Origin of the sequence: Anabaena sp. CCY 9613 (assembly GCF_963920895.1) — a bacterium.
Lineage (GTDB): Bacteria > Cyanobacteriota > Cyanobacteriia > Cyanobacteriales > Nostocaceae > Cyanocohniella.
In genome coordinates this window covers 11,718-31,123 of the sequence record NZ_CAWUDE010000025.1, presented here as the reverse complement: position 1 = coordinate 31,123, position 19,406 = coordinate 11,718, and the positions used below count along the sequence as shown (strand labels likewise).

18 protein-coding genes and 2 pseudogenes are annotated in these 19,406 nt (G+C 41.9%); 6 read left to right on the top strand and 14 right to left on the bottom strand.

The features are described 5' to 3' along the window. Positions 1-38: 38 nt before the first annotated feature. From ACM0OT_RS21830 to ACM0OT_RS21820, 3 genes are all read right to left on the bottom strand, one after another. Positions 39-215: a hypothetical protein gene (locus tag ACM0OT_RS21830; protein ID WP_414566490.1), complete on the bottom strand. Its 177-nt coding sequence runs from the start codon at positions 213-215 to the stop codon at positions 39-41. Positions 216-427: 212 nt separating this feature from the next. Next, positions 428-3,310, bottom strand: coding sequence for a beta-phosphoglucomutase (gene pgmB / locus ACM0OT_RS21825; protein WP_414566489.1), 2,883 nt, complete (start codon positions 3,308-3,310; stop codon positions 428-430). Between the two features lie 76 nt (positions 3,311-3,386). Continuing rightward, positions 3,387-5,819 (bottom strand): sucrose synthase, encoded by a 2,433-nt coding sequence (locus ACM0OT_RS21820; protein ID WP_414566488.1) that lies wholly within the window; start codon positions 5,817-5,819, stop codon positions 3,387-3,389. 228 nt (positions 5,820-6,047) lie between these two features. On the opposite strand from ACM0OT_RS21820, the gene ACM0OT_RS21815 reads away from it, so the two are divergent. The 6 genes from ACM0OT_RS21815 (at position 6,048) to ACM0OT_RS21790 (ending at position 8,902) form a co-directional block, all read left to right on the top strand. Then, entirely contained in the window at positions 6,048-6,635 is a 588-nt protein-coding gene (locus tag ACM0OT_RS21815) for a Uma2 family endonuclease (protein ID WP_414566487.1), read from the top strand. 63 nt (positions 6,636-6,698) lie between these two features. Then, positions 6,699-6,884: a hypothetical protein gene (locus ACM0OT_RS21810; protein ID WP_414566486.1), complete on the top strand. Its 186-nt coding sequence runs from the start codon at positions 6,699-6,701 to the stop codon at positions 6,882-6,884. Between the two features lie 317 nt (positions 6,885-7,201). Continuing rightward, a complete protein-coding gene (locus tag ACM0OT_RS21805; RefSeq protein WP_414566485.1) occupies positions 7,202-8,122 on the top strand; it encodes an AAA family ATPase in 921 nt (306 codons plus the stop codon). After that, positions 8,094-8,321, top strand: coding sequence for a hypothetical protein (locus tag ACM0OT_RS21800; RefSeq protein WP_414566484.1), 228 nt, complete (start codon positions 8,094-8,096; stop codon positions 8,319-8,321). Before ACM0OT_RS21805 ends, ACM0OT_RS21800 begins: the two co-directional genes overlap by 29 nt. Positions 8,322-8,330: 9 nt before the next feature. Next, positions 8,331-8,537, top strand: coding sequence for a hypothetical protein (locus ACM0OT_RS21795; RefSeq protein WP_414566483.1), 207 nt, complete (start codon positions 8,331-8,333; stop codon positions 8,535-8,537). Continuing rightward, positions 8,537-8,902, top strand: a complete 366-nt coding sequence (locus tag ACM0OT_RS21790) for a hypothetical protein (RefSeq protein WP_414566482.1) — start codon at positions 8,537-8,539, stop codon at positions 8,900-8,902. The genes ACM0OT_RS21795 and ACM0OT_RS21790 overlap by 1 nt, the downstream gene beginning before the upstream one ends. 59 nt (positions 8,903-8,961) lie before the next feature. Here ACM0OT_RS21790 and bchH read toward each other — a convergent pair whose 3' ends face one another. The 11 genes and pseudogenes from bchH to ACM0OT_RS21735 all read right to left on the bottom strand — a co-directional run bounded on the left by bchH (position 8,962) and on the right by ACM0OT_RS21735 (position 19,388). After that, the gene (bchH, locus tag ACM0OT_RS21785) at positions 8,962-12,681 is read right to left on the bottom strand and encodes a magnesium chelatase subunit H (RefSeq protein ID WP_414566481.1); all 3,720 of its coding nucleotides are present in this window, start codon (positions 12,679-12,681) and stop codon (positions 8,962-8,964) included. A 261-nt stretch (positions 12,682-12,942) separates the two neighbouring features. Next, positions 12,943-14,358: a two-component system sensor histidine kinase RppB gene (rppB, locus tag ACM0OT_RS21780; RefSeq protein WP_414566480.1), complete on the bottom strand. Its 1,416-nt coding sequence runs from the start codon at positions 14,356-14,358 to the stop codon at positions 12,943-12,945. Next, a complete protein-coding gene (gene rppA, locus ACM0OT_RS21775; protein ID WP_414566479.1) occupies positions 14,355-15,062 on the bottom strand; it encodes a two-component system response regulator RppA in 708 nt (235 codons plus the stop codon). The genes rppB and rppA overlap by 4 nt, the downstream gene beginning before the upstream one ends. Before the next feature lie 140 nt (positions 15,063-15,202). Next, positions 15,203-15,591 (bottom strand): annotated as a pseudogene (locus tag ACM0OT_RS21770) (type II toxin-antitoxin system VapC family toxin). Continuing rightward, positions 15,581-15,808 (bottom strand): hypothetical protein, encoded by a 228-nt coding sequence (locus ACM0OT_RS21765; protein WP_414566478.1) that lies wholly within the window; start codon positions 15,806-15,808, stop codon positions 15,581-15,583. Before ACM0OT_RS21765 ends, ACM0OT_RS21770 begins: the two are co-directional and overlap by 11 nt. Positions 15,809-15,862: 54 nt before the next feature. After that, positions 15,863-16,021: a hypothetical protein gene (locus ACM0OT_RS21760; RefSeq protein WP_414566477.1), complete on the bottom strand. Its 159-nt coding sequence runs from the start codon at positions 16,019-16,021 to the stop codon at positions 15,863-15,865. A 278-nt stretch (positions 16,022-16,299) separates the two neighbouring features. Further along, positions 16,300-16,413 (bottom strand): annotated as a pseudogene (locus tag ACM0OT_RS21755) (DNA-binding response regulator); the annotation flags it as partial. A 177-nt stretch (positions 16,414-16,590) separates the two neighbouring features. Then, complete coding sequence (locus tag ACM0OT_RS21750; protein ID WP_414566476.1) at positions 16,591-17,214, bottom strand: hypothetical protein; 624 nt, start codon at positions 17,212-17,214, stop codon at positions 16,591-16,593. Positions 17,215-17,310: 96 nt separating this feature from the next. Next, positions 17,311-17,643 (bottom strand): DUF5615 family PIN-like protein, encoded by a 333-nt coding sequence (locus ACM0OT_RS21745; protein ID WP_414566475.1) that lies wholly within the window; start codon positions 17,641-17,643, stop codon positions 17,311-17,313. Next, positions 17,640-17,864 (bottom strand): DUF433 domain-containing protein, encoded by a 225-nt coding sequence (locus ACM0OT_RS21740; RefSeq protein ID WP_414566474.1) that lies wholly within the window; start codon positions 17,862-17,864, stop codon positions 17,640-17,642. Before ACM0OT_RS21740 ends, ACM0OT_RS21745 begins: the two co-directional genes overlap by 4 nt. 45 nt (positions 17,865-17,909) lie before the next feature. Continuing rightward, the gene (locus tag ACM0OT_RS21735; RefSeq protein ID WP_414566473.1) at positions 17,910-19,388 is read right to left on the bottom strand and encodes an amidase; all 1,479 of its coding nucleotides are present in this window, start codon (positions 19,386-19,388) and stop codon (positions 17,910-17,912) included. Positions 19,389-19,406: the final 18 nt, after the last annotated feature.

Sequence of the window (19,406 nt, the reverse complement as noted above, 5' to 3'; positions counted from 1 at the left end):
CAGCACATGTGAATTATTACCCAACCAATAAATACCTTTTAATGGTGCTTTTTATCAGATGGATCTCCCTCAAATGGTTGTACTCCTGTTTCTGGATAATCATCATCTCTAGGGCTGAAAATTTTATTAACTGCTTCTGAGATGTAAGTAATTAACTGCTGAAAAATATTTATTATTGATTGCATTTTTTGCAGTTCTATTCTAGGAATAGACATAAAATGGTTTTCTTAAAAGCACCAAGCCCTGGCGATTATCAATCGCGGCTATACAAACTAAGTCCGCCAGGGCGGAAAGCACGGAAAATCAAGGTTTTACCTGTGTAGTAGCTGTGACTTTACAGTCGCCTGGTGCAAGATATAAGTTAAATGTACGACAAGAATTTGAGGAACTTGTGAAGAAAGGATCTAATTTACAGATTTATGAGCTACTAATGAGCAATGTTTTGCAGGGTAACATCACTCAACTGAGCTTGCAGATCTACCCACTTGATATTTGCTAGGTTGGGCAAAACAATATGAGCTGCACCTATGCGCTCAGTGGGGCCTAAACCTACTGTCCACATACCAGCAGCTAACGCAGCTTCAACACCTGCACCTGCATCTTCAATCACCATACATTGCTCTGGTGGCAGTTTTAGCTGCTTGGCAGCATACAGAAATAAATCGGGTGCTGGCTTAGGTTGCTTGACACTATAACCATCTGCGATCGCATCTACTAAATCAATAATCTCCAATCGCTCTAAAACCATGTGGGCATTTTTACTAGCCGAACCAATAGCCGTCTTAATTCCAGTTTGCCGCAGTTCCTTTAATAAAGCGATCGCACCTGGTAATAAATCCTGGGGTGTGATATTTTGAATCATTTCTACGTAGTAGCGGTTTTTACGCTCCAACATTTCCTGAATTTCGGCTTCTGAGTATTTTATATCTTTGATGATCAGCATCAAAGAAGCCCGGCGGGATATGCCTCGCAACGGTTCATTAGCCTCCCTGTTAAAAGGTATACCTTCTTCATCAGCAAGCTTTTGCCAAGCTAAATAATGGTATTCTGCTGTATCAGTTAATACTCCATCTAGGTCAAAAATCACTCCCCGGATATTGGGGGATATTTGTTGGGGACGTAAATCAAATTCGTGCCATTTACCGCGCCAGTGCAGTTTAAACTTGAGGCGTGTCCAACCTGGAGGTAGATGGGGGTTGGCTATGGGGCCGTTATCTGTGAACTGGATACCACCAAACCCCAAAATTACCGTCTGCCAAATGCCACCAGCACTAGCGCCATGAATGCCATCGGCAGTATTACCACGAGTATCTTCGAGATCCACCATAGCGGCTTGCATAAATCTTTCATAGGCTCTTGCTGATTTACCCAAATCTGAGGCGATGATGGCATGAATTGCTGGGCCTAGAGATGAACCATAAGTAATATCAGTGCGGGGTGCATAGTAGTCCCAATTAGCCTGTAATGCTTTTTGATTGTAAGGAAAATCTGCTGATTCCCGCATTAAATATAACAGCATCAACACATCTGGCTGTTTGAGAACTTGCCGTTTATTGGCTCCTTCTATACCCAAGATAGCTTGCATCGATTTTTGGCGAGGTTCGTAATCTGCCAAGTTAATATCTTCTAACTGAAAAAATCCTTCAAACTGCTCAATTAATCCGGTTGATGGATCGTAGAAAATCCAGATTTTATTGATGATATCTTGCCAGTGCGATCGCACTTCAGGATTAAGTTGTAGTTTTTCCGCTAATTGTGCGGTTCGTTCCCAGAAGGTGCGACTTAACCAATCATCAACTATCAGGGCTTTTTCTAAATGCCATTGTACTATGCGGTTGGTAAAGGTATTGTTGTGGACAAACTCATGATACTCATCCGCGCCAATTACCCCACGAATTTCATAATGGTCTTGTTGCGAGTTGAACTCCACTCGGCTAGCCCAGAACACCGCAGTATCTAGAATAATCTCTGCACCATAATCACGCATCCACTCATCATCACCAGTAGCTTGCCAGTAGTACCAAACAGCATAAGCAATATCTGCACTAATGTGAATTTCGTGATCACGACACCATATCCGGATATCTTCACCGTAAAAATCATTAGGAAGTGCCCAACGTGGTGTGACTTCATCGCCTGTAACAGCACTTTCCCAGGCAAACATTGCCCCCTGATAACCATAGTGAGATGCTTTACGTCTAGCTCCATCTAAGGTATGGTAGCGGTAACTCAGCAAGTTGCGAGCTAAAGCCGGTTGGGTAAAAGTAAAAAAGGGCAGAATAAAAATTTCTGTATCCCAAAAAACATGACCACGATAACCAAATCCCGAAAGAGTTTTAGCGGGAATACTCACCTTCTCATCATGTCTAGAGGCCGCAATTAGTAATTGAAAAAGATTGTAACGAACAGCAAAAGCAGCTGTCATATCTCCCTCAATTACAATGTCGCTGTTTTCCCACACTTCATCCCAAGCCTGTTTATGGGCATGAAGTAGAGTCTTATAGTCAAGTAGGTGGGCGAGTTTTTCCTGAGCGGCTGACACTGGTTCCTCAACATCCCGTGAAGTAAAAACTGTCACCCATTTTTCCACAGTCACAGTTTGTTGGGCTGTGGCCATAAAAGCTGCACTCAAGGTAGGGTAGCCAGGTACAGTACTGACTTGCACAGAATAATCAACCCCCACAATTGTCATCTTAGCTCCCATACCAATATCTATATGAGAACCACGAGTGCGACTGTGCAGCCAAATTCCTTGGTCGGTTTTACCTTGGTCTAGATCTTCCCAGTGGTTAAAACCCTGATTTTCTGGGTAGCCATTAATACTAGCCTGTACTTCAATTAAGCCATTAAAATCCACAGGCGTTAACTGACAGCGTTGTCCTAACACATGCTCATCGGCCAAACTAGTAAAGCGTTCCCAATGAATATCTAGAGTTTTGCCAGTGGGACTGCGCCAACGCAAAAAACGGCTGAGAATCCCGTAATGCACATCCAGCTGGCGCTCATACTCTAATATCTCACCTTGATCGAGCCGGAAGCGATCGCCATTGATCATTAATACCAAAGGTAACCAGTCAGGACAGTTGGCTAGTTCTGTGTAAACTACAGGTACATCATCGTAAACACCGTGGATGAAAGTAGCAGGTAACGAACGAGGATAGCCTTCCTCAAAACTACCCCGTGTTCCCAAATAGCCATTACCAATGGTAAAAATGGTTTCTCTGGAGTGCGACTGGTTAGGGTCAAACTGGGTTTCAATTAATCTCCAGTCCGTATAGATGAAGTGGTAATTAGAGGCTTTGGTATCCATGATATGTTGCCTGAAAATAAGTACTAGAGATGAGCGGTTAAGAGCTAGAAACTGAATTTATTGTGCTACCTAATGCTTAATTACTCATCTCCAATCTCCCAACAGAGCGATGCATATGCTGTTCTAGGATTGTTTCGGCTCTGGGTTTATAAATTAGATGAAATAAAGTTTCCATATAGCGATCCCTGGCTTCATTATTTTCTGGTGCAGCAAAATTCCAAAAACTAAACATTTTCGCAACCAATAACAATTGATTAGTATGTAACTGCCAATTGTATTTATTACGAATGCGCTGGCTCATTGACTCAGAAATCTCCCGCCAATATTCGGGATGACTATCACATTGCTGGAGAAAGGTTAAAATTTTATTAGCTGCATCTTCTAAATCTGTGGGGTTAAGATGAAATTTATTTTCCTCATCTGCAATAATTTCTAAGGCACCGCCAAATTTAGTAGCAAAAGTTGGTAAACCGGAAATCATCGCTTCTAAAATGCTCCGTCCGAATGCTTCAAAACGGGCAAAGTGGACATAAATTCCTTTAGCATCAGCAATAACTCGGTAAGCTTCGCCAATGTTGCTACTAGGAAGACGCATACCCAACCAGCGAACATGACCGTGAAGATGATATTTATCAATTATGTTGTGCAGTTTTTCGATTTCTCTAGCTTCTTCGGGATTTGTAGCGGCGTCTAGATGCAGTTTACTAGTTAGCAAAATTAAGTTACACCGCTCTTGTAATGGCTGACTTTTACCAAAACATTCAGCCAAGCCAGTAAGATTTTTGATGGAAGTAATCGGAGTAATGGCAAAGATTGGTTGTTTTTGAGGGTTTTCTAAATGACCTAATATTTGGGCATCTTCGCGGTGAAAAAGTAGGTCATAAACTTGTTGACGCAGGTTGGCATCTCGGTTTTGGGTGTAGGGAAAGAAATTATTTTCATCTACTCCCGGAGGTATCATATTGAACTTAGGACTACACAAATCAATGCCATCAACTACGTGATATAACTGGGGCATAGTAAAACACTTGTAGGACTCATATTGCCCCATAGTATCTGGTGTACCTACAATTTCTTGATAGGAAGAAGTGATAATAAAATCGGCAGTATTCATGCTGATTAAATCAGCGGTGAATTGGGCGGAAAAGTGGTACTGATCTTCTAGGTCTTGCCAATATAAATTACTAAATAAATATTTGGGTTTTTCTAGAGAATGGGCAATATTACATTGGGTGACCTTCAAACTACGAGATAGTAACGATGCTACTAAATTACCATCACTGTAGTTGCCAATAATCAGATTTGGGCGACCGTGAAATTGAGCTAGTAATTCTGTTTCTGCATCTGAGGCAAATGTTTCTAAATAAGGCCAAATCTCAAACTTAGAAATCCAATTATTGGTAATTTCCGGATTAAATTCCCCAAAGGGAACACGCAATATCCAAGCATTTTCTGTATTTTGAACTTTTTCGAGTTTCAAATTACATTCTGTACCTTCACAGTTAGGAATCAGCCTGGTGAGAATAATTACATGGGGTTGAATACCCAATAAATCAAGACCAGCGAGTTTGATTTCTGCTTGTAATTTATTTTCTAAGCTACGGGCTTGTTCGAGGACATAAATTACTTGACCTAAAGTTTCATCTCGTCCCAAAACATCTTGTTGAGCAACCCAACCATGTATGGAGACAAGGGCGACACGAAAAATAGCAGGAATACGGGCTACAAAGGCTTCTAAAATAGCAGGCTGAGGACTGTCAATTAGTCGTGTCAGCAATTCTAGAGTTTCCCGGACGCGCCCTGCTGTATTCCCCCACCCTGGTTCAAAGCCGAGTTCTTGCAATTCCCCACGAAAATTTTTGTAGGGTTCATCAGGATGACGCTGATGCAATAATTTCAGGGCTTGTTTAATTTGTTTAGTTAAGTGTAGACCCGAAGGAATGCGATCGCTTATTAATAGAGGTTTTTCATCATAGGTCAGGCGATATAATGCTTGAAATATCACTTCTAGCCAATAATCGGTGTCCGTCAATAGTTGATTGCACAGATAACGGTTGAGAAAGGCTAGCCCTTGACCAATGTTTCTGGGATCACTGATGGAGGGAGAACTTTGGTAAAACGGTTGCAGGTCAATTTCCAGAATGTGGGGTTGGTAGCGGTTGACCAGGCGATCGCTTACCTCTAATAATGACTGTGGTGTCATCAAATCAAATCCAGACAAATCAGATTTCAGTCGCCATACTTCTTGGCTAGCAATCTTTGGTCGGACAACAAACCAAGTGCTATCCTCTGCCAAAATCAGTTCATGGGTGTAGTGAATCAGTTGTCCAATAGAAGAAGAATGATAAAAGTAAGCAGGCTGATGAGATTGGTGACAGTAATCTGAAAATGCCTGGAGAATCTCATTTCTTAGGAAATAGCGTTTACCAGAGGCACTTAATTCATCAATTAATTGATGTAGTGTAGTCTTTTCATCACCGTTTAAAACAGTTTCTAGCAAATCATGCATGACCAATTTTCCCAATCTAGCAGGTCATGACCTCATTGTTCTTTCCTCAACAACCGTGATCCTATATTACGGGTATATAGAGGTACATTTCCTTTCGTGCATTTGTATGATACTTACCCATGCAAGCTTCTGCTTCTAGCTGTGGGATGAAATGCTTCAATTCACTTTTTTCTATAAAAGCTAATCTAGAAATTAAAGCCACGTAGACTTACCCTGGAAGGTTGAAATATGGTTGCTTCTCCGGAAATCTATATCACCCCTGAAGAATACCTACACATGGAGGAACAGAGTGCTATCAAACACGAATACATTGATGGCTATATCTACGCAATTGCGGGAGCTACAGACTCTCATGTGACTATTGCAGGAAACCTGTTTGCACTTCTCCGTAATCATATCCGCGGTTCAGGCTGTCGTGTTTACATTGCGGATATGAAAGCCCGTATTGAATCACTGAATCGATTCTACTATCCTGATGTTATGGTAACTTGCGATCAAAAAGACCAAGAAACACCAACTTATAAAAGATTTCCTTGTTTGATTGTGGAAGTTTTATCTGATTCTACTGAAGCTTTTGATAGGGGTGATAAATTTGCCGACTATCAGGTATTAGAAAGCTTAAAGGAGTATATTTTAATTAACACAAAACGTCAGCGAATCGACTGTTTTCGTCGTAATGATCAAGGTTTATGGGTTTTGCAATTCTACACAGAAAAAGAAGAGTCATTACGCTTAAATAGTGTGAATTTTGAGATGACAATGGCAGAGCTTTATGAAGATGTTGTGTTTGCAATTAGTTCGGAGTCAGGACTTTAGCCCTGTTTTGTGCATAGCAACGCACCATGAACTTTACCACCAGAAACAAGGGGAAAAATTCCGGTGGTAAGCGAAGCTATGCCGAAGTCCATCGCTCTCACAGCATTTACCGCCGAGTATGATCAACAACAGGCGATAGGCGTAGCCATGCCCTCCGGGTTTATCGCATCCGGTTTTCAAATGCATATATCTAAACCAGTGGAACCAGAAGTTTTAGCAGCAGCCGTGGCTCAATTAGCTAAAAAATAATGCTTCTTCAGCACCTAGTATGCTAGATTTAGCTGATAAAACCTCAGTAATCAGTTATACAAGTGAAACTAAGCTGATTATCAAAGATCATTTATTAATATTGCCTCTTTTTCCTGTGGACTGTTCCCTTTTACAAGCTGTGAATTTAGCATAACAAGTACTGTAGAGCCAAAATAATTCATAAATTATAGTAATTTAAATAGGTAAATATAAAAAAATAAATTTTTCTAAACAATTTAATAAAAACTAGTAGAATTACGGTGATTTTTAATTTTATCACTATGCTAAAAAAAGACTAAAATCATCCAAAAATATATATGTCCGGCTATATTCAGGAAACTAGTGGACTATTACAAATATCTCATGCTGAAATAGAGAAGAGAATATTTCAACACAAATTATTTGGGCTAGATTTACTTGAAGAACATTTATTTAAATTTTGTAAAGCTGTGATTACAGCAAATACTGAAAGATTAAATAATTTTAAGTTTTATGACTTAGTTCCTTCCATACTTCTTTACGGACCACCAAATACAGGTAAAACAACCCTGTGTCATTTGTTGTTTGATCGTCTTAAAAAGGAAGTTACTAATGAAATTAATTTTTATACTATTGATATTGGAAAAATGCTCGATCCTGCTTTAGGCCAGTCATCACGGAATTTAGAAGAAGCATTTGAAAAATTACGAAAAGTTTGTTCAGAAGATTCATCTGCCTTTTTAGTATTAGATGAACTAGATTCATTTTGTATGAGCCGTAATAGAATTCATGAGCATGATGCTATTCGTCGAGCAATGACTACTTTAATATTAGAGCTTGATAAGTTACACCCATCTTCAAACAAAAAGTTGATTTTGTTGGGGATTACCAATGTAGATAATTTAATTGACACAGCAGTAGTGCGTAGATTCTCTCTAAAATATTCTGTAGATGCTAATCTTAATTTGGGTGAATTTTGTGCATATATCCAATATCTGAGTCAGCCGATTGATTATATTCCTCAAGAACAAGACTTAATACAATTATATAATGTTTATAAAAGTCGCAATTTTAAATCAGGTGATATCAAAGCTATTTATAAATCCCTATTAATTGATGTGATTTGTGAAGATAAGAGAAATTTTTCTATCAAAGATAAGTTATTTCAGCTTTTTGAAGAAGGTTTCTCAACTGATGAACATTTAAACAGAACTTATGGAGAATTTACAAATGGCAGACAGAGAATGGCAAACAGATGAGGACAAAAAAATTAACCGTCTAGAGGCTCATAGAGACTTTATCACTTGGGTCATTAAAAGGTTACAAGCAGAGGGTATTCCTTGTGAAAGAACTATAGGTGATGATTCTAGAGGTGATATTCTTTATTACAACGCTGAGGATGAACCAAAAGTAAAAGCAATTGTTCGCAAAATTAACTCTGAGTACAATAAGTCTTAGGATATATCGATGCCATATATTGAAATTAAAACTCGTAAACAAATTGATTCAACCTTAGCAAAAAAGATTATTAATAAAGGAGATGTATCTGCTGTCTTAACCACAGGTATAATTACTAAACCGGCAAAGCAACTCTTTGATGAGTATGATGTTGCATATGCAGAAAAAGTCCCAGAGAAAATATTTATGGAATCTGAAGCTCAGGAGGAAGGTTAATGTTAGATATTGTATTCTACTCAGAAGCGAAAGAAACAGTTGATGCAGTTGACGTTTCAGACAGTTTTTACCAATGGCTAGAACAATCAGACTTTTCTAAGATTGCCAAACCTCAAGAAATGGAGATGCAACCTGATGAAGAAGTGGTAAAAACTTCTGTAATTCTTCTTGAAGGTGGAAATCGCAGAAAGCTGAGTGATTTTGTTCGAGATGCAATAGTTCAAGAAAGTGATGACGTGTTGAATAAGTTAGGTAGTTCGCCCTCAAAACAAGAATATACAGAGACTACTTCTAAGCTAAAAACGCTGCAAACTTTACGTAAGCTGGTGGAGAATGAAAAATGTAAATATTTGGAGTGGAAGTAAAAGAAAACGAGTGATCGCCGATGCTTGAATGGATAAAACTGATTGCAATTAGTACTTGTTTAAAAATTTACCCCTTCCAACTCCTCATCAGTCAAATCATACAACTGACGTAACTTATCTAACTTATCGGCTTCAGCTTGCCATAAACCCCGGCCATGCGCCTCTAACATTCTACCGACGATATTACGGAACGCTTCAGGATTAGCTTGACGTAACTTTTCAGCCATTTCGGCATCTAAAGCATAAGTATCTGCGGCTTGGTCATAAACCCAATTATCTTGAAAATCGGCAGTACCGCCCCAACCAATTAACGCCGTCATGCGTTGGGAAATTTCAAAAGCACCACCGGAACCTTGATTAGCCATTGCTTGCGCCCATTTGGGATTGACTAACTTGCTGCGGTACTCCATTCGCAGTAAATCATCTAAATTGCGGGGTGTGGTGTCCTTCGAGAAACTTTCCACAAAACTAGTAGTAACTTTCTTACCGCGTTGCTTTTCTGCGGCTTTTTTCAAACCACCAGTATTGGCGTAATATTCCTGAATATCAGTTAAACCATATTCTACCGAATCGATTTCTTGGACAATGCGATCGCTTGTTTTTAACAAAGTATTCAACACCTCTGGTCTAGCTTGACCCTTATCTTGTCTTCCATAACTAAACACATTACGACCTTGCCAAGTATTACCCAACTCCTCACCAGATTCCCAATTACCATCAACCACTTGGTCATTCACCAAAGAACCAAAATCACCAGCTGGATTAGAAAACAATCTCGCAGAAACATTTTCCACACCTTGCGCCTGCAAAGCTAAAGCATGTTTTTTAATAAAATTCTGGTCTTCCGGTTCATCAGCAGTCGCCGCCCGTTGAAACAAATCATCCAACAACTCAATAATATTCACAAAACTATCCCGGAAAATCCCCGACAAATTACCCAAAATATCAATTCGGGGATGTCCCACCTCAGCCAAAGGCTTCAACTCATAACGCACAATGCGGCCAGTTCCCTCCTTCACAGGTACAGCCCCCACCAACTCCAAAAGAATCCCCAAAGACTCACCCTTAGTCTTAATCGCATCCAAACCCCATAACATCACCGCCACAGTTTCCGGATAACTCCCATGTTCCTGTAAATGTTGGGCAATAATCTTTTCCCCAATCTCCCGCCCTCGTTCATAAGCCGCAGCAGAAGGCATCCGATAAGGATCTAAAGCATGAATATTCCTCCCCGTAGGCAAAACCCCAGCACCATCCCGCAACAAATCACCCCCAGGCGCAGGCGGAATATACTCCCCATTCAAACCCCGTAACAAATTAGTTAACTCATCCGTCGATTGCATCAACAAATCACTAACTTGCTTCTCCTCCTCTTGGCGACTTGGCGGTATGCGCTGAACGTCCCCAAAATAAGCCTCCAAATACCCCGCCAACTCCTCCTCATTCGGTGCTTCTCCCAAAACATGCAACCCAGAAGAAAACAACCGATTTTCCAACACCTGCAAATATTCGTACAACTTCAGCAAATAATCATCAAAAACATGGGCGCTAAACATCCGCACATTTTCCGGACTAAAAGCAATACCCAAACTTTTAGCCTCAGTAAACGGACAATCAGCATCCAAACCAGTATCAACAATCTTCTTACAAATAACTTCCTTCAATACATAATTCTTCTGAGGATCTTCGCGGTACTCCGCAATTAAATCCCGCAAAGAAATTAACTCCTTATACAAACCAGCACGACCATAAGGCGGAACATTGTGAGAAATCAACACCCCATAACCGCGACGCTTCGCCAACATCGACTCCGAAGGATTATTTGCCGCATATATGTATAGATTCGGCAAATCGCCCAACAAAATATCCGACCAAGAATAACCCGTATTTCCCAAAGGCGAACCCGGTAACCATTCCACCGTTCCATGCATCCCAAAATGAACCACAGCATCAGCTTGCAACTCATTTTGCAACCATTTATAAAAAGCAGCATATTGGGGATGAGGTGTTAAATCCCGTTCAAACATTAACCGCATCGGGTCGCCTTGTAACCCTAAAGGTGGTTGTACACCAATCCAAACATTTCCTAATTGCACACCACCAATTTGCAACTCATCACCGTAGGTTTTAATTCCAGTTCCCGTTAAAGACTTCCATTGCTTTTCAATGCGGGATGTTCGTAGATATCCCAACCATTTTTCTAGAGTACGGGCGTTGACTGTGTTGGGGAGTCGGGAGGAAGTGGTTTCTATTTTCTCATCGGCTGCTTTTACCCAGCGAATTAATTCTTCGCCGTCTTCTGGTAACTCGCCCACGTTATATCCTTGGTCTTTGAGTGCGTTGAGAAACTTTAATAAACTGCGGGGGACATTTAATAATGCGGCAGTACCTACAGCACCATAACCAGGGGGAAATCCATATAAAATAATGGCAATCTTGCGTTGTGATGCAGCTTTTTGCCTTAAAGCAATCCAACTTTGCAACCTACCAATTAAGCGCTGTACTCGTTCGGGAACTAAATATATTTTTTCACCTACCAAACCACCTAGAGCAACAGCATCAATTGCGCCATCTAATTCTGGTAAAGCATACAATACAACACTTTGTAGTCCGCCGATACCTTGACGTGTCCATGAGTGAATATCTTGAATTAATAATGGTGCAGCGACAATATAAGGCACATTCTTCGCCGAGAGTATGCGTTTAGCTACATCCACTTGACGGCCTGCTTCCATTGAACCAGCCGGGCCACCCACTAAAGGAAAGCCAATTGTAGAAACGATCGCATCTACCTTGACAGCTTCTGAAGACAGTGAAGGAGTTTCTGTATTACCTAGTTGGCGTTGCTGAGTTTCATATTCAGTAGTCATCCAGTCCCGTACTGCTACGTGTCCCTCGACACCGTTAATAAATATGGGTAAGGGAATTAAACCTGCTTCCTCGAAACGGCGAATTAGTTGCGGTATGTATGGTTGTTTAGTGATGACATGTTTACGATACAGTAAAATTCCCACCACAGGTTTTGTAGGGTGGGTATCTACAGGTTTTGTGGGGTGGGCATCTTGCCCGCCCTTGGATTTTGATAATGGCAGGCGAGACACCTGCCCTACAAGATACCAGTCTAAATATTGACGGGGTGATGCAAAAAAACCTTGATAGTCGGGATGGAGTAATCCCATGTTAGGGGTTTCGATGGGTGGGGGAATTTCACCGACTTTTAAATCTAAATATTTTTCTGCTAGTGTCCAAAATAAAGCCGCAACGTTTTCTGGCCCGCCGGCGTTCCAGTAACCATAGATAATCAACCAGTTGCGTAAGTCTTGGACTTTCTGCACTGGGACGAATTTTAGGAGTTTGGGGCCAACTTTGAGGAAACTAATGTAACCAGCAAGTTTGTCTTCTTCTCGTCCGTTGCTGAATTTATCAAGAATGAATTTAACTGGTTTGGGCATTCCTTTGGGTTTGTCACCAATGGCAAAATCACCCAACTTAGTTAAACTCATCAATTCCAAGGCTGACTCAAACACTAGCCGGATGGGGATTTGGGCAATGCGATCGCGCAGCCACAAAACCTGGTCATAATCAAATATTAAGCTGCCAAAAAACACGTCAGCGTTATCTAGGGCTGCTGCTACTTCGGCGCGCTGAGTGGTAATGTTGCGATCGCTAAACACCCGAATATCCAAATCAGGACAGCGCGAGTTAGCCAAAGCAGCTGCTTTTCGATACAAGTCAGCATTGAAAGATTCAAATCCAGCAATCAAGACGATGCGTTTCATGCCCAAGCCACGAAAGATTTCCTTACTTAGATCTTAAACGTGCTTTCGGTTAATGAAGCATCTATAGTTTTTTTCCTTTTCACTTTTGTTTAAGTCCCGATAGTTGAGAGCCATAAAAAACATCCGCTAATTATGGCTTGAACATTAAATTTTTAAATCAATGTGATTTTGAACCATATCTAAATTTGTGGCTTCAAGAAAGTTTAATAAGCCAAGACACCCAGTTACGTAAAAACTGCAATTTCGGAAGTTGATGTATAATCAATTTTCTATATATTTAGAAGATAAAACTTTCATCTCTAGCGTAAAAATACTACCTTTTTCCACCTGACTTTCAACTTTCAGATGCGCTTGATGTTTTTGGGCAATCGCCACAGCTATCGCTAGCCCCAACCCTGTGCCTCCAGTTTTACGAGAGCGCAGGCGCAGCCCGCCGTAGGCATCACCATCAACACGGTAAAAGCGATCAAAAATTCGCTCCTGATCAGCAAGCCCAATTCCAATCCCCGTATCTTTTACAGCAATGACAGCAGTGTAATCACTCTTGACTAAGCTAACGGTTACATATCCCCTTTTGGGTGTGTAATGGATGGCATTGGCAATCAAGTTTGACACTAAACGGTAAAGTTGCGATTCGTTACCTAGAGCATAAACCTCGCAAGTGGGAAGTTGGCAGGTCAAGTTAATATCCGCAGCAGTAGCCAGCTCTAAAAATTCTTCGGTCAAATCGCTCACCAAATCATTTAAGCAACAGGGCTGAAAAGGTTTTGCCCCTAAATTTTGCTCAAGTGAATTTTGCTCCAGACTGGTTAACAAGAGTAAGTCAGCAATCAAATGGCTCAACCTTCGCCCCTGTCGCTCAACAGTATGAAGCATTATTTGCATATCTTGTTGATTTGATTGCGGTATGTGGAGGATAGCTTCCACAGTTGCCAACAGGCTAGCCAAGGGCGATCGCAATTCATGGGCAGCATTAGCGGTAAACTGTTGCTGTTGCTGATAGGACTGGTAAATCGGCTGCATTGCTAATCCGGAAAGCCACCAACTGGAAGTAGCAACCAAGCTTAGGGCAATAGGCAACCCAATCGCCATAATCCATTGAATTCGCCTGATTTCCGCATCAAAATGTTCTAAAGTACGCCCAATTTGCAAATAACCCCAGGATGAATTGGCTTCATTAGCTAGATCGTGAGTATTGGCACTATGCAAAATAGTGGTGAATTGGTGATAGCGAATGCCGTTAGCCGTGCGAAAGGTTTGCCATGAAGTGCGGTTGAGAGTTGGCGGCAGAGATAACGGTTGATTGGGTGAAAAAGCTAGGAGTTTCCCTTGATGATTGAACAGCCGAATATAGTATGTGGTGCGATCGCTGATGCCGATGGTGTGCCGTTGAATAAGTGTCGGTTTAGCCTTGCAAGGTTGTCCACTCAAGCAAAGATCGGGAAAAATTTGTTGCAGCACAGCAGTCGGTTCTTCGGAAGGCGGTAGCAGTGGTTCGACGCTATCGTGTAAAGTTCCAGCAATTGATTCAATTTCACGCTCCATTGCTGCCCAGTTGGTTTGTACCATTGCGCGATAAATCCCCAAGCCAGAAACACTTAAAATCACGCCCATGACTCCGGCATACCAGAGGGCTAACCGTAGACGACTGCGCCGAAAAAGTGAGTAGCTATTCATAGCTGAGAATCAACTTGAGAATTAAAGCGATAGCCAGCACCTGGAACAGTTTCAATCGGGCAGGGACAGCCATGATTTGCTAACTTGCGACGTAGTAAGCGCATTTGCGCTGCAACTACATTACTAATTGGTTCTTCATCCATATCCCAAAGTTGTTGACGCAATTTGCTACCGGGAATGATGCGATTGGGGTTCTGCATCAAATACATGAGCAGCTGAAATTCTTTGGTGGTTAAGGGAATGGCTAGGGGCTTAGATCCATCTGCATTCACTTGTAGGACATTGTTTGCTGTATCCAAACTGAAACCTGCAACAGTCAAGATAGATGGTTGTAGTTGAGGCGATCGCCTCTGAAGAGCGCGCAACCGTGCCAGCAATTCTTCCATCACAAACGGTTTGACTAAATAATCATCAGATCCTGCATCCAGCCCTGCTACACGATTTTCGGGCTGACCCAAAGCAGTGAGCATCAGCACAGGTAAAGGATTTTGGTGTAATCTTAGCCTCTGACATAACTCCAGTCCTGACAAGTCGGGCAGCAGCCAATCGACGATAGCAACCGTGTAGTCTGTCCACTGGCTTTCAAGACAGAGCCAGGCCTGAGTGCCATCTGTCACCCAATCTACTACATATCTTTCGCTAATTAAGACTTGCTTGATTGCCAGTCCCAAATCCGCTTCGTCTTCGACCAGTAAAATTCGCATTGTTCCAGGAAATCAACCATGAAGCTCATATTTTACAAAAACATTTACCAGTGAAGTTGTGCGGCGGCAAGCAACCTTTACATCCACACTGAGGAGTTTCGGCAGTCCGCTCCGACCAGGTTGTTATGCGGCAGCTTTATTCACCACGCTACTGTTTGTAGACTCTCCACTTCTTGAAAATGAGCATCGCGTGTTACTAAAATCAGAGCGTGTTGCAGTGCAAGAGATGCAATCCAGACATCGTTCTCAGGTAACGGACGACCCTTGAGCCTTAACTTGTTTTTGACCTCACCGTATTGCAGTGCGGTTTCAGCGTCACATCCAATATCGTGCTGCTAGCAACTAGCTCATCAACTCTTGCCAAATTTGCTTCAACTCGTCCTGACTTTCTGGCTCCATAACACAACTCACCAATCACAAAACTTGGAATGAAAACTTCGTTGGCTTGAGCAAGATTGCTTTTGACGATCGCTTCATCTGCAAAAAGAGCAATGATGATGTTGGTATCAAGCAAATACTTACCACTCATCGTCATCTACCCGTTCACAATCCTGCTCGATTGCCTCACGCATTACCTGGAGATCGTCCAGAGGTATTGAACCTGCAAAACGTAGCAATTGCTGCCCTGGAGTTCCTCGAACTTCAGCTTTTACTAACGCTTGAGTAAATTCAAGCACTCGTTGTTGCAAGTGCTGCGGCATTATTTCTAGCCGTTTGATCACTTGATTGATAATGGAAACACTCATTCTCTCCTCCTTTTCTTAAGGTCGTAGATAATCGCTGCGCCAACTCCATCTACTTTATTTTTTGACAATAGTATATCCGCTGACGTACTTCGTACCATCAGGTAGTGACATCCACACCCACTCGACATCCTCGGCATTCTCTAGCTCAACACTAATGACGCGATTAGGTGGTAGTGAAGAGGATGAAACCAATGATGGTTGAGGTGCAACCACTATTCTCTTTTGTTTATCTTCTGACATAGCTACCGATAGTCAAGGAGTAAATCTTTATTTTAGTCCACTAGGCAACTAGCTGTCGGGGTAGAGTTGATAGGGCTTCTTTTAGAAGATTCTGACTACTTGATGTTTTCACTCAGATATACCTTCCTACTCACCCTTACCGATAGCTGGTGATCGCCTCAACTTTAATCTCTGTTTTTACTGAATTTGCAAGAAAACAGCTATGGTGTGCTTCCTCGTGAATCGCCTTGATTTGTTGTTCTGTGGGCAAACAGCCATGCTTCAGTGCCATCTGTCACCCAATCCACTACATATCTTTCGCTAATTAGAACTTGCTTGATTGCCAGTCCCAAATCCGCTTCATCTTCCACCAGTAAAATTCGCATTGCTCCAGGGAAATTAACCATGAAGCTCTGATCTTACAGAAACATCTGCCAATTTAACGTTCCGGTTGAGCGGCTGCAAGTAACCTTTGCATCCCCACCAATATCTCCGTTCAGTCCGCTCCAACCGGGTTGTTAGGTTTCAGTCGCATCAATTTCTTAAGTATTTACTCAGTTCCATCAAGACCTTAAATTAACATATTTTTCCAATTCAGATACTTTTAAGATCTCCTTAGCCTTCTCTATTCCATATACGCTCTTTAAAAAATCGCCCAACCAAGCAATATTAACTTTTTCTATCCCGTCCATATTAAGACATTCTCTAAATATTTTCAAATAGCCGAATATCTGTGTATCTATGTCAGAAAAATTCTTTGAAAAATTTTCAATGAAATTTTGGGTTCCTGCTAATATTGCATACCTTTCAAAACTGCTCATTAGAGCCCACTTTCCTTGAGGTGAAAAAATCACACTCTCCAATTGATAAGATAAGCCAAAAACGTCGGTATTAATAGATAAATATGTAGATATCTCTTCAAAAGAAATCCACCAATGCTTGGTCATAGATGAATTGAAATCGACAATATTAACAATAGATAGGTATAAACTTGTATCTCCCATATGTGAAGCAGTACTTATAAGAGCATTAACAACTTCTACATCTGGGGGGAAATACTCATATAAGAGTTTAACTTCTTCAGCATTAGATCCGAATTGAGGTAGCTTAGGATTCTCGTTGAGAAATACTTGTCTCAATTTAGGTTCGGCCTCAGAATAATATTCATTATCTGTGAGAATACGCATGATTCCAACCTCTATCTAAAAGATCTTTGAGAAACGAACTAACACCCAGTTGTGGAAGCGGGGCAAAAAAGTGGCTTTTTATGCGGCGGTTTTACACTATGCCAACACTAGAATACTTTCCGATTCTCTATCTCCAAACTGCCTGATCGTGTCAAAATTATCTCTCAAAATCTGAACAATCTTTGACGTTGGACTGTTGCCAATCCGAAGGTAAACGAACATAGGTGGATGACCATAAAGTAAACTGCGCTGATGGAAATCAGAATCTTTGGAAACAATCACAAAATCATTTGCTTTTGCGTATTCCCAAATGATGCCATCATCAGTGTTTGTTAGTGCTAAAGCTTTGACATGCTCAGAACTAGGATACAAATCGATAATTCTATAAACAATCCGGTCTGAGAGATTTTCATCCAAAAGCAGTTTCACAACGATGCCACAAACAACTTCTTCTCACGATCTGCCGCAAAAGCAAGACAAGCTTTGATGTCTTCTAAGGTAAGTTCTGAGAAATCTTCTAGAATTTCTGCCTCAGTCATTCCACCTGCTAGATATTCTAAGACGTCGTAGACGGTAATTCGCATTCCTCGAATACAGGGCTTACCACTGCGTTTTCCAGGCTCAATCGTGATGATGTCTTGATAGTCCATAATGTGGCAGTTGATAGAAATCTTCTACTTGCATTAATCATATCGTCAATAACTAAAAGGGCGTTGAAATCTACCGACGACCTGATCGATCTCCTGGGCGATCGCCAATAACTCCATGTCTTGCCAACGCTTACCGACTATCTGCATCCCGATGGGCAAGCCGTTTTGAGTTTGTCCAATTGGAATGACAACGACTGGATGCCCCGTGAGGTTGAATGACACAACATAAGCACCCGATGCCATAGAATATGGGACGCTACGATCGTCTACTCGAATCGCTGTACCGCTCTCTCTATGGGTAAAGGCAGAGGTCATTGCGACAGGGCATAGCCAAGCATCCCATTGGGTTAAGGCCTCATCCATTTCAGTGATTAGGCGATCGCGCTCTGTTAGCGTTTCAAAATAGCCTTTCAGTGTCGGGTTCAAAGAGATGGGCAAGCCAATGCCAGGGATACTACCAAGTTTGCGAAAGTTGCGATCGCCTTGTGTCCCATCACGAAATAAAAAAGCCAGATTCTTCCAAACATCAGCCGCCGTTAGAGATTGGGAGTAGATCAGGTTGTAGGCTGCAAGCCTGTAGTAGGTTTGCCACAACCCAGGAAAATCCAAATCGGGAACATACTTTTCAAGGGGAATTCCTGCATGAGTCAGTTTTGTTGCCGTCGATTGCAGTGCCAACCTAATCTCTGCGGCAACAGGATAAGGCGACCATTCCTCTGCCCAAGCAATCCGAAGAGTTTGAAGAGATTGATTTGTGGGGCGATCTAGCGAAACGGGAGGAATTTCGGGTTGCGCTGGATCAGCTCCCGCAATTAATTGCAGACAAAGGCTTAAATCTTCTATCGAACGAGCTAATCCACCGACTGTAAGCATTTGACGTAAACCGCGAGGGGCACCGGGAACTTCAGGAATGTGTCCTGTGGTTGGCACTCGGCGATCCGTTGGCTTGAAGCCGTAAATACCGCAGAAATGAGCGGGTTGACGAATTGATCCGCCAAAATCGGAACAGAGATCGAGCGGAGATAAACCTGCCGCGATCGCTGCCGCACCCCCACTAGAAGTACCACCAGGTGTATAGTCAAGGTTCCAAGGATTATTTACACGAGGAAACACATCATTGAGTCCCTGGTACCCGCCTGCCAGATCGCCCACATTTGTTTTCCCAAGCAGGATCGCACCCGCCGCACGAAGACGACTCACGGCAGTCGCATCGTGTGATGGTATGTAGTTTTTAAGCGCCGTTGCTCCTGCTGTTGTTCGTAACCCAGACGTTTCAAACAAATCTTTGACAGTAATCGGAACGCCATGTAAGACACCCCAGTTTTCTCCTCGAAGTAACGCTTCATCTGCTTGCTTGGCTTTACTTCGGGCACTGTCTTCATCTAATGTGCAAATTGCATTGAGTTTGGAGTTGTGCTTGGCTATTTGAGAAAGATGAGCGTCAAGAACTTCAACCGCAGAAACTTGGCGATCGCGGATCATCTGGGCAAGCTGACAAGCCGATAAAAAGGTTAGAGGAGTCATGAGCATCGGGCTGATAGT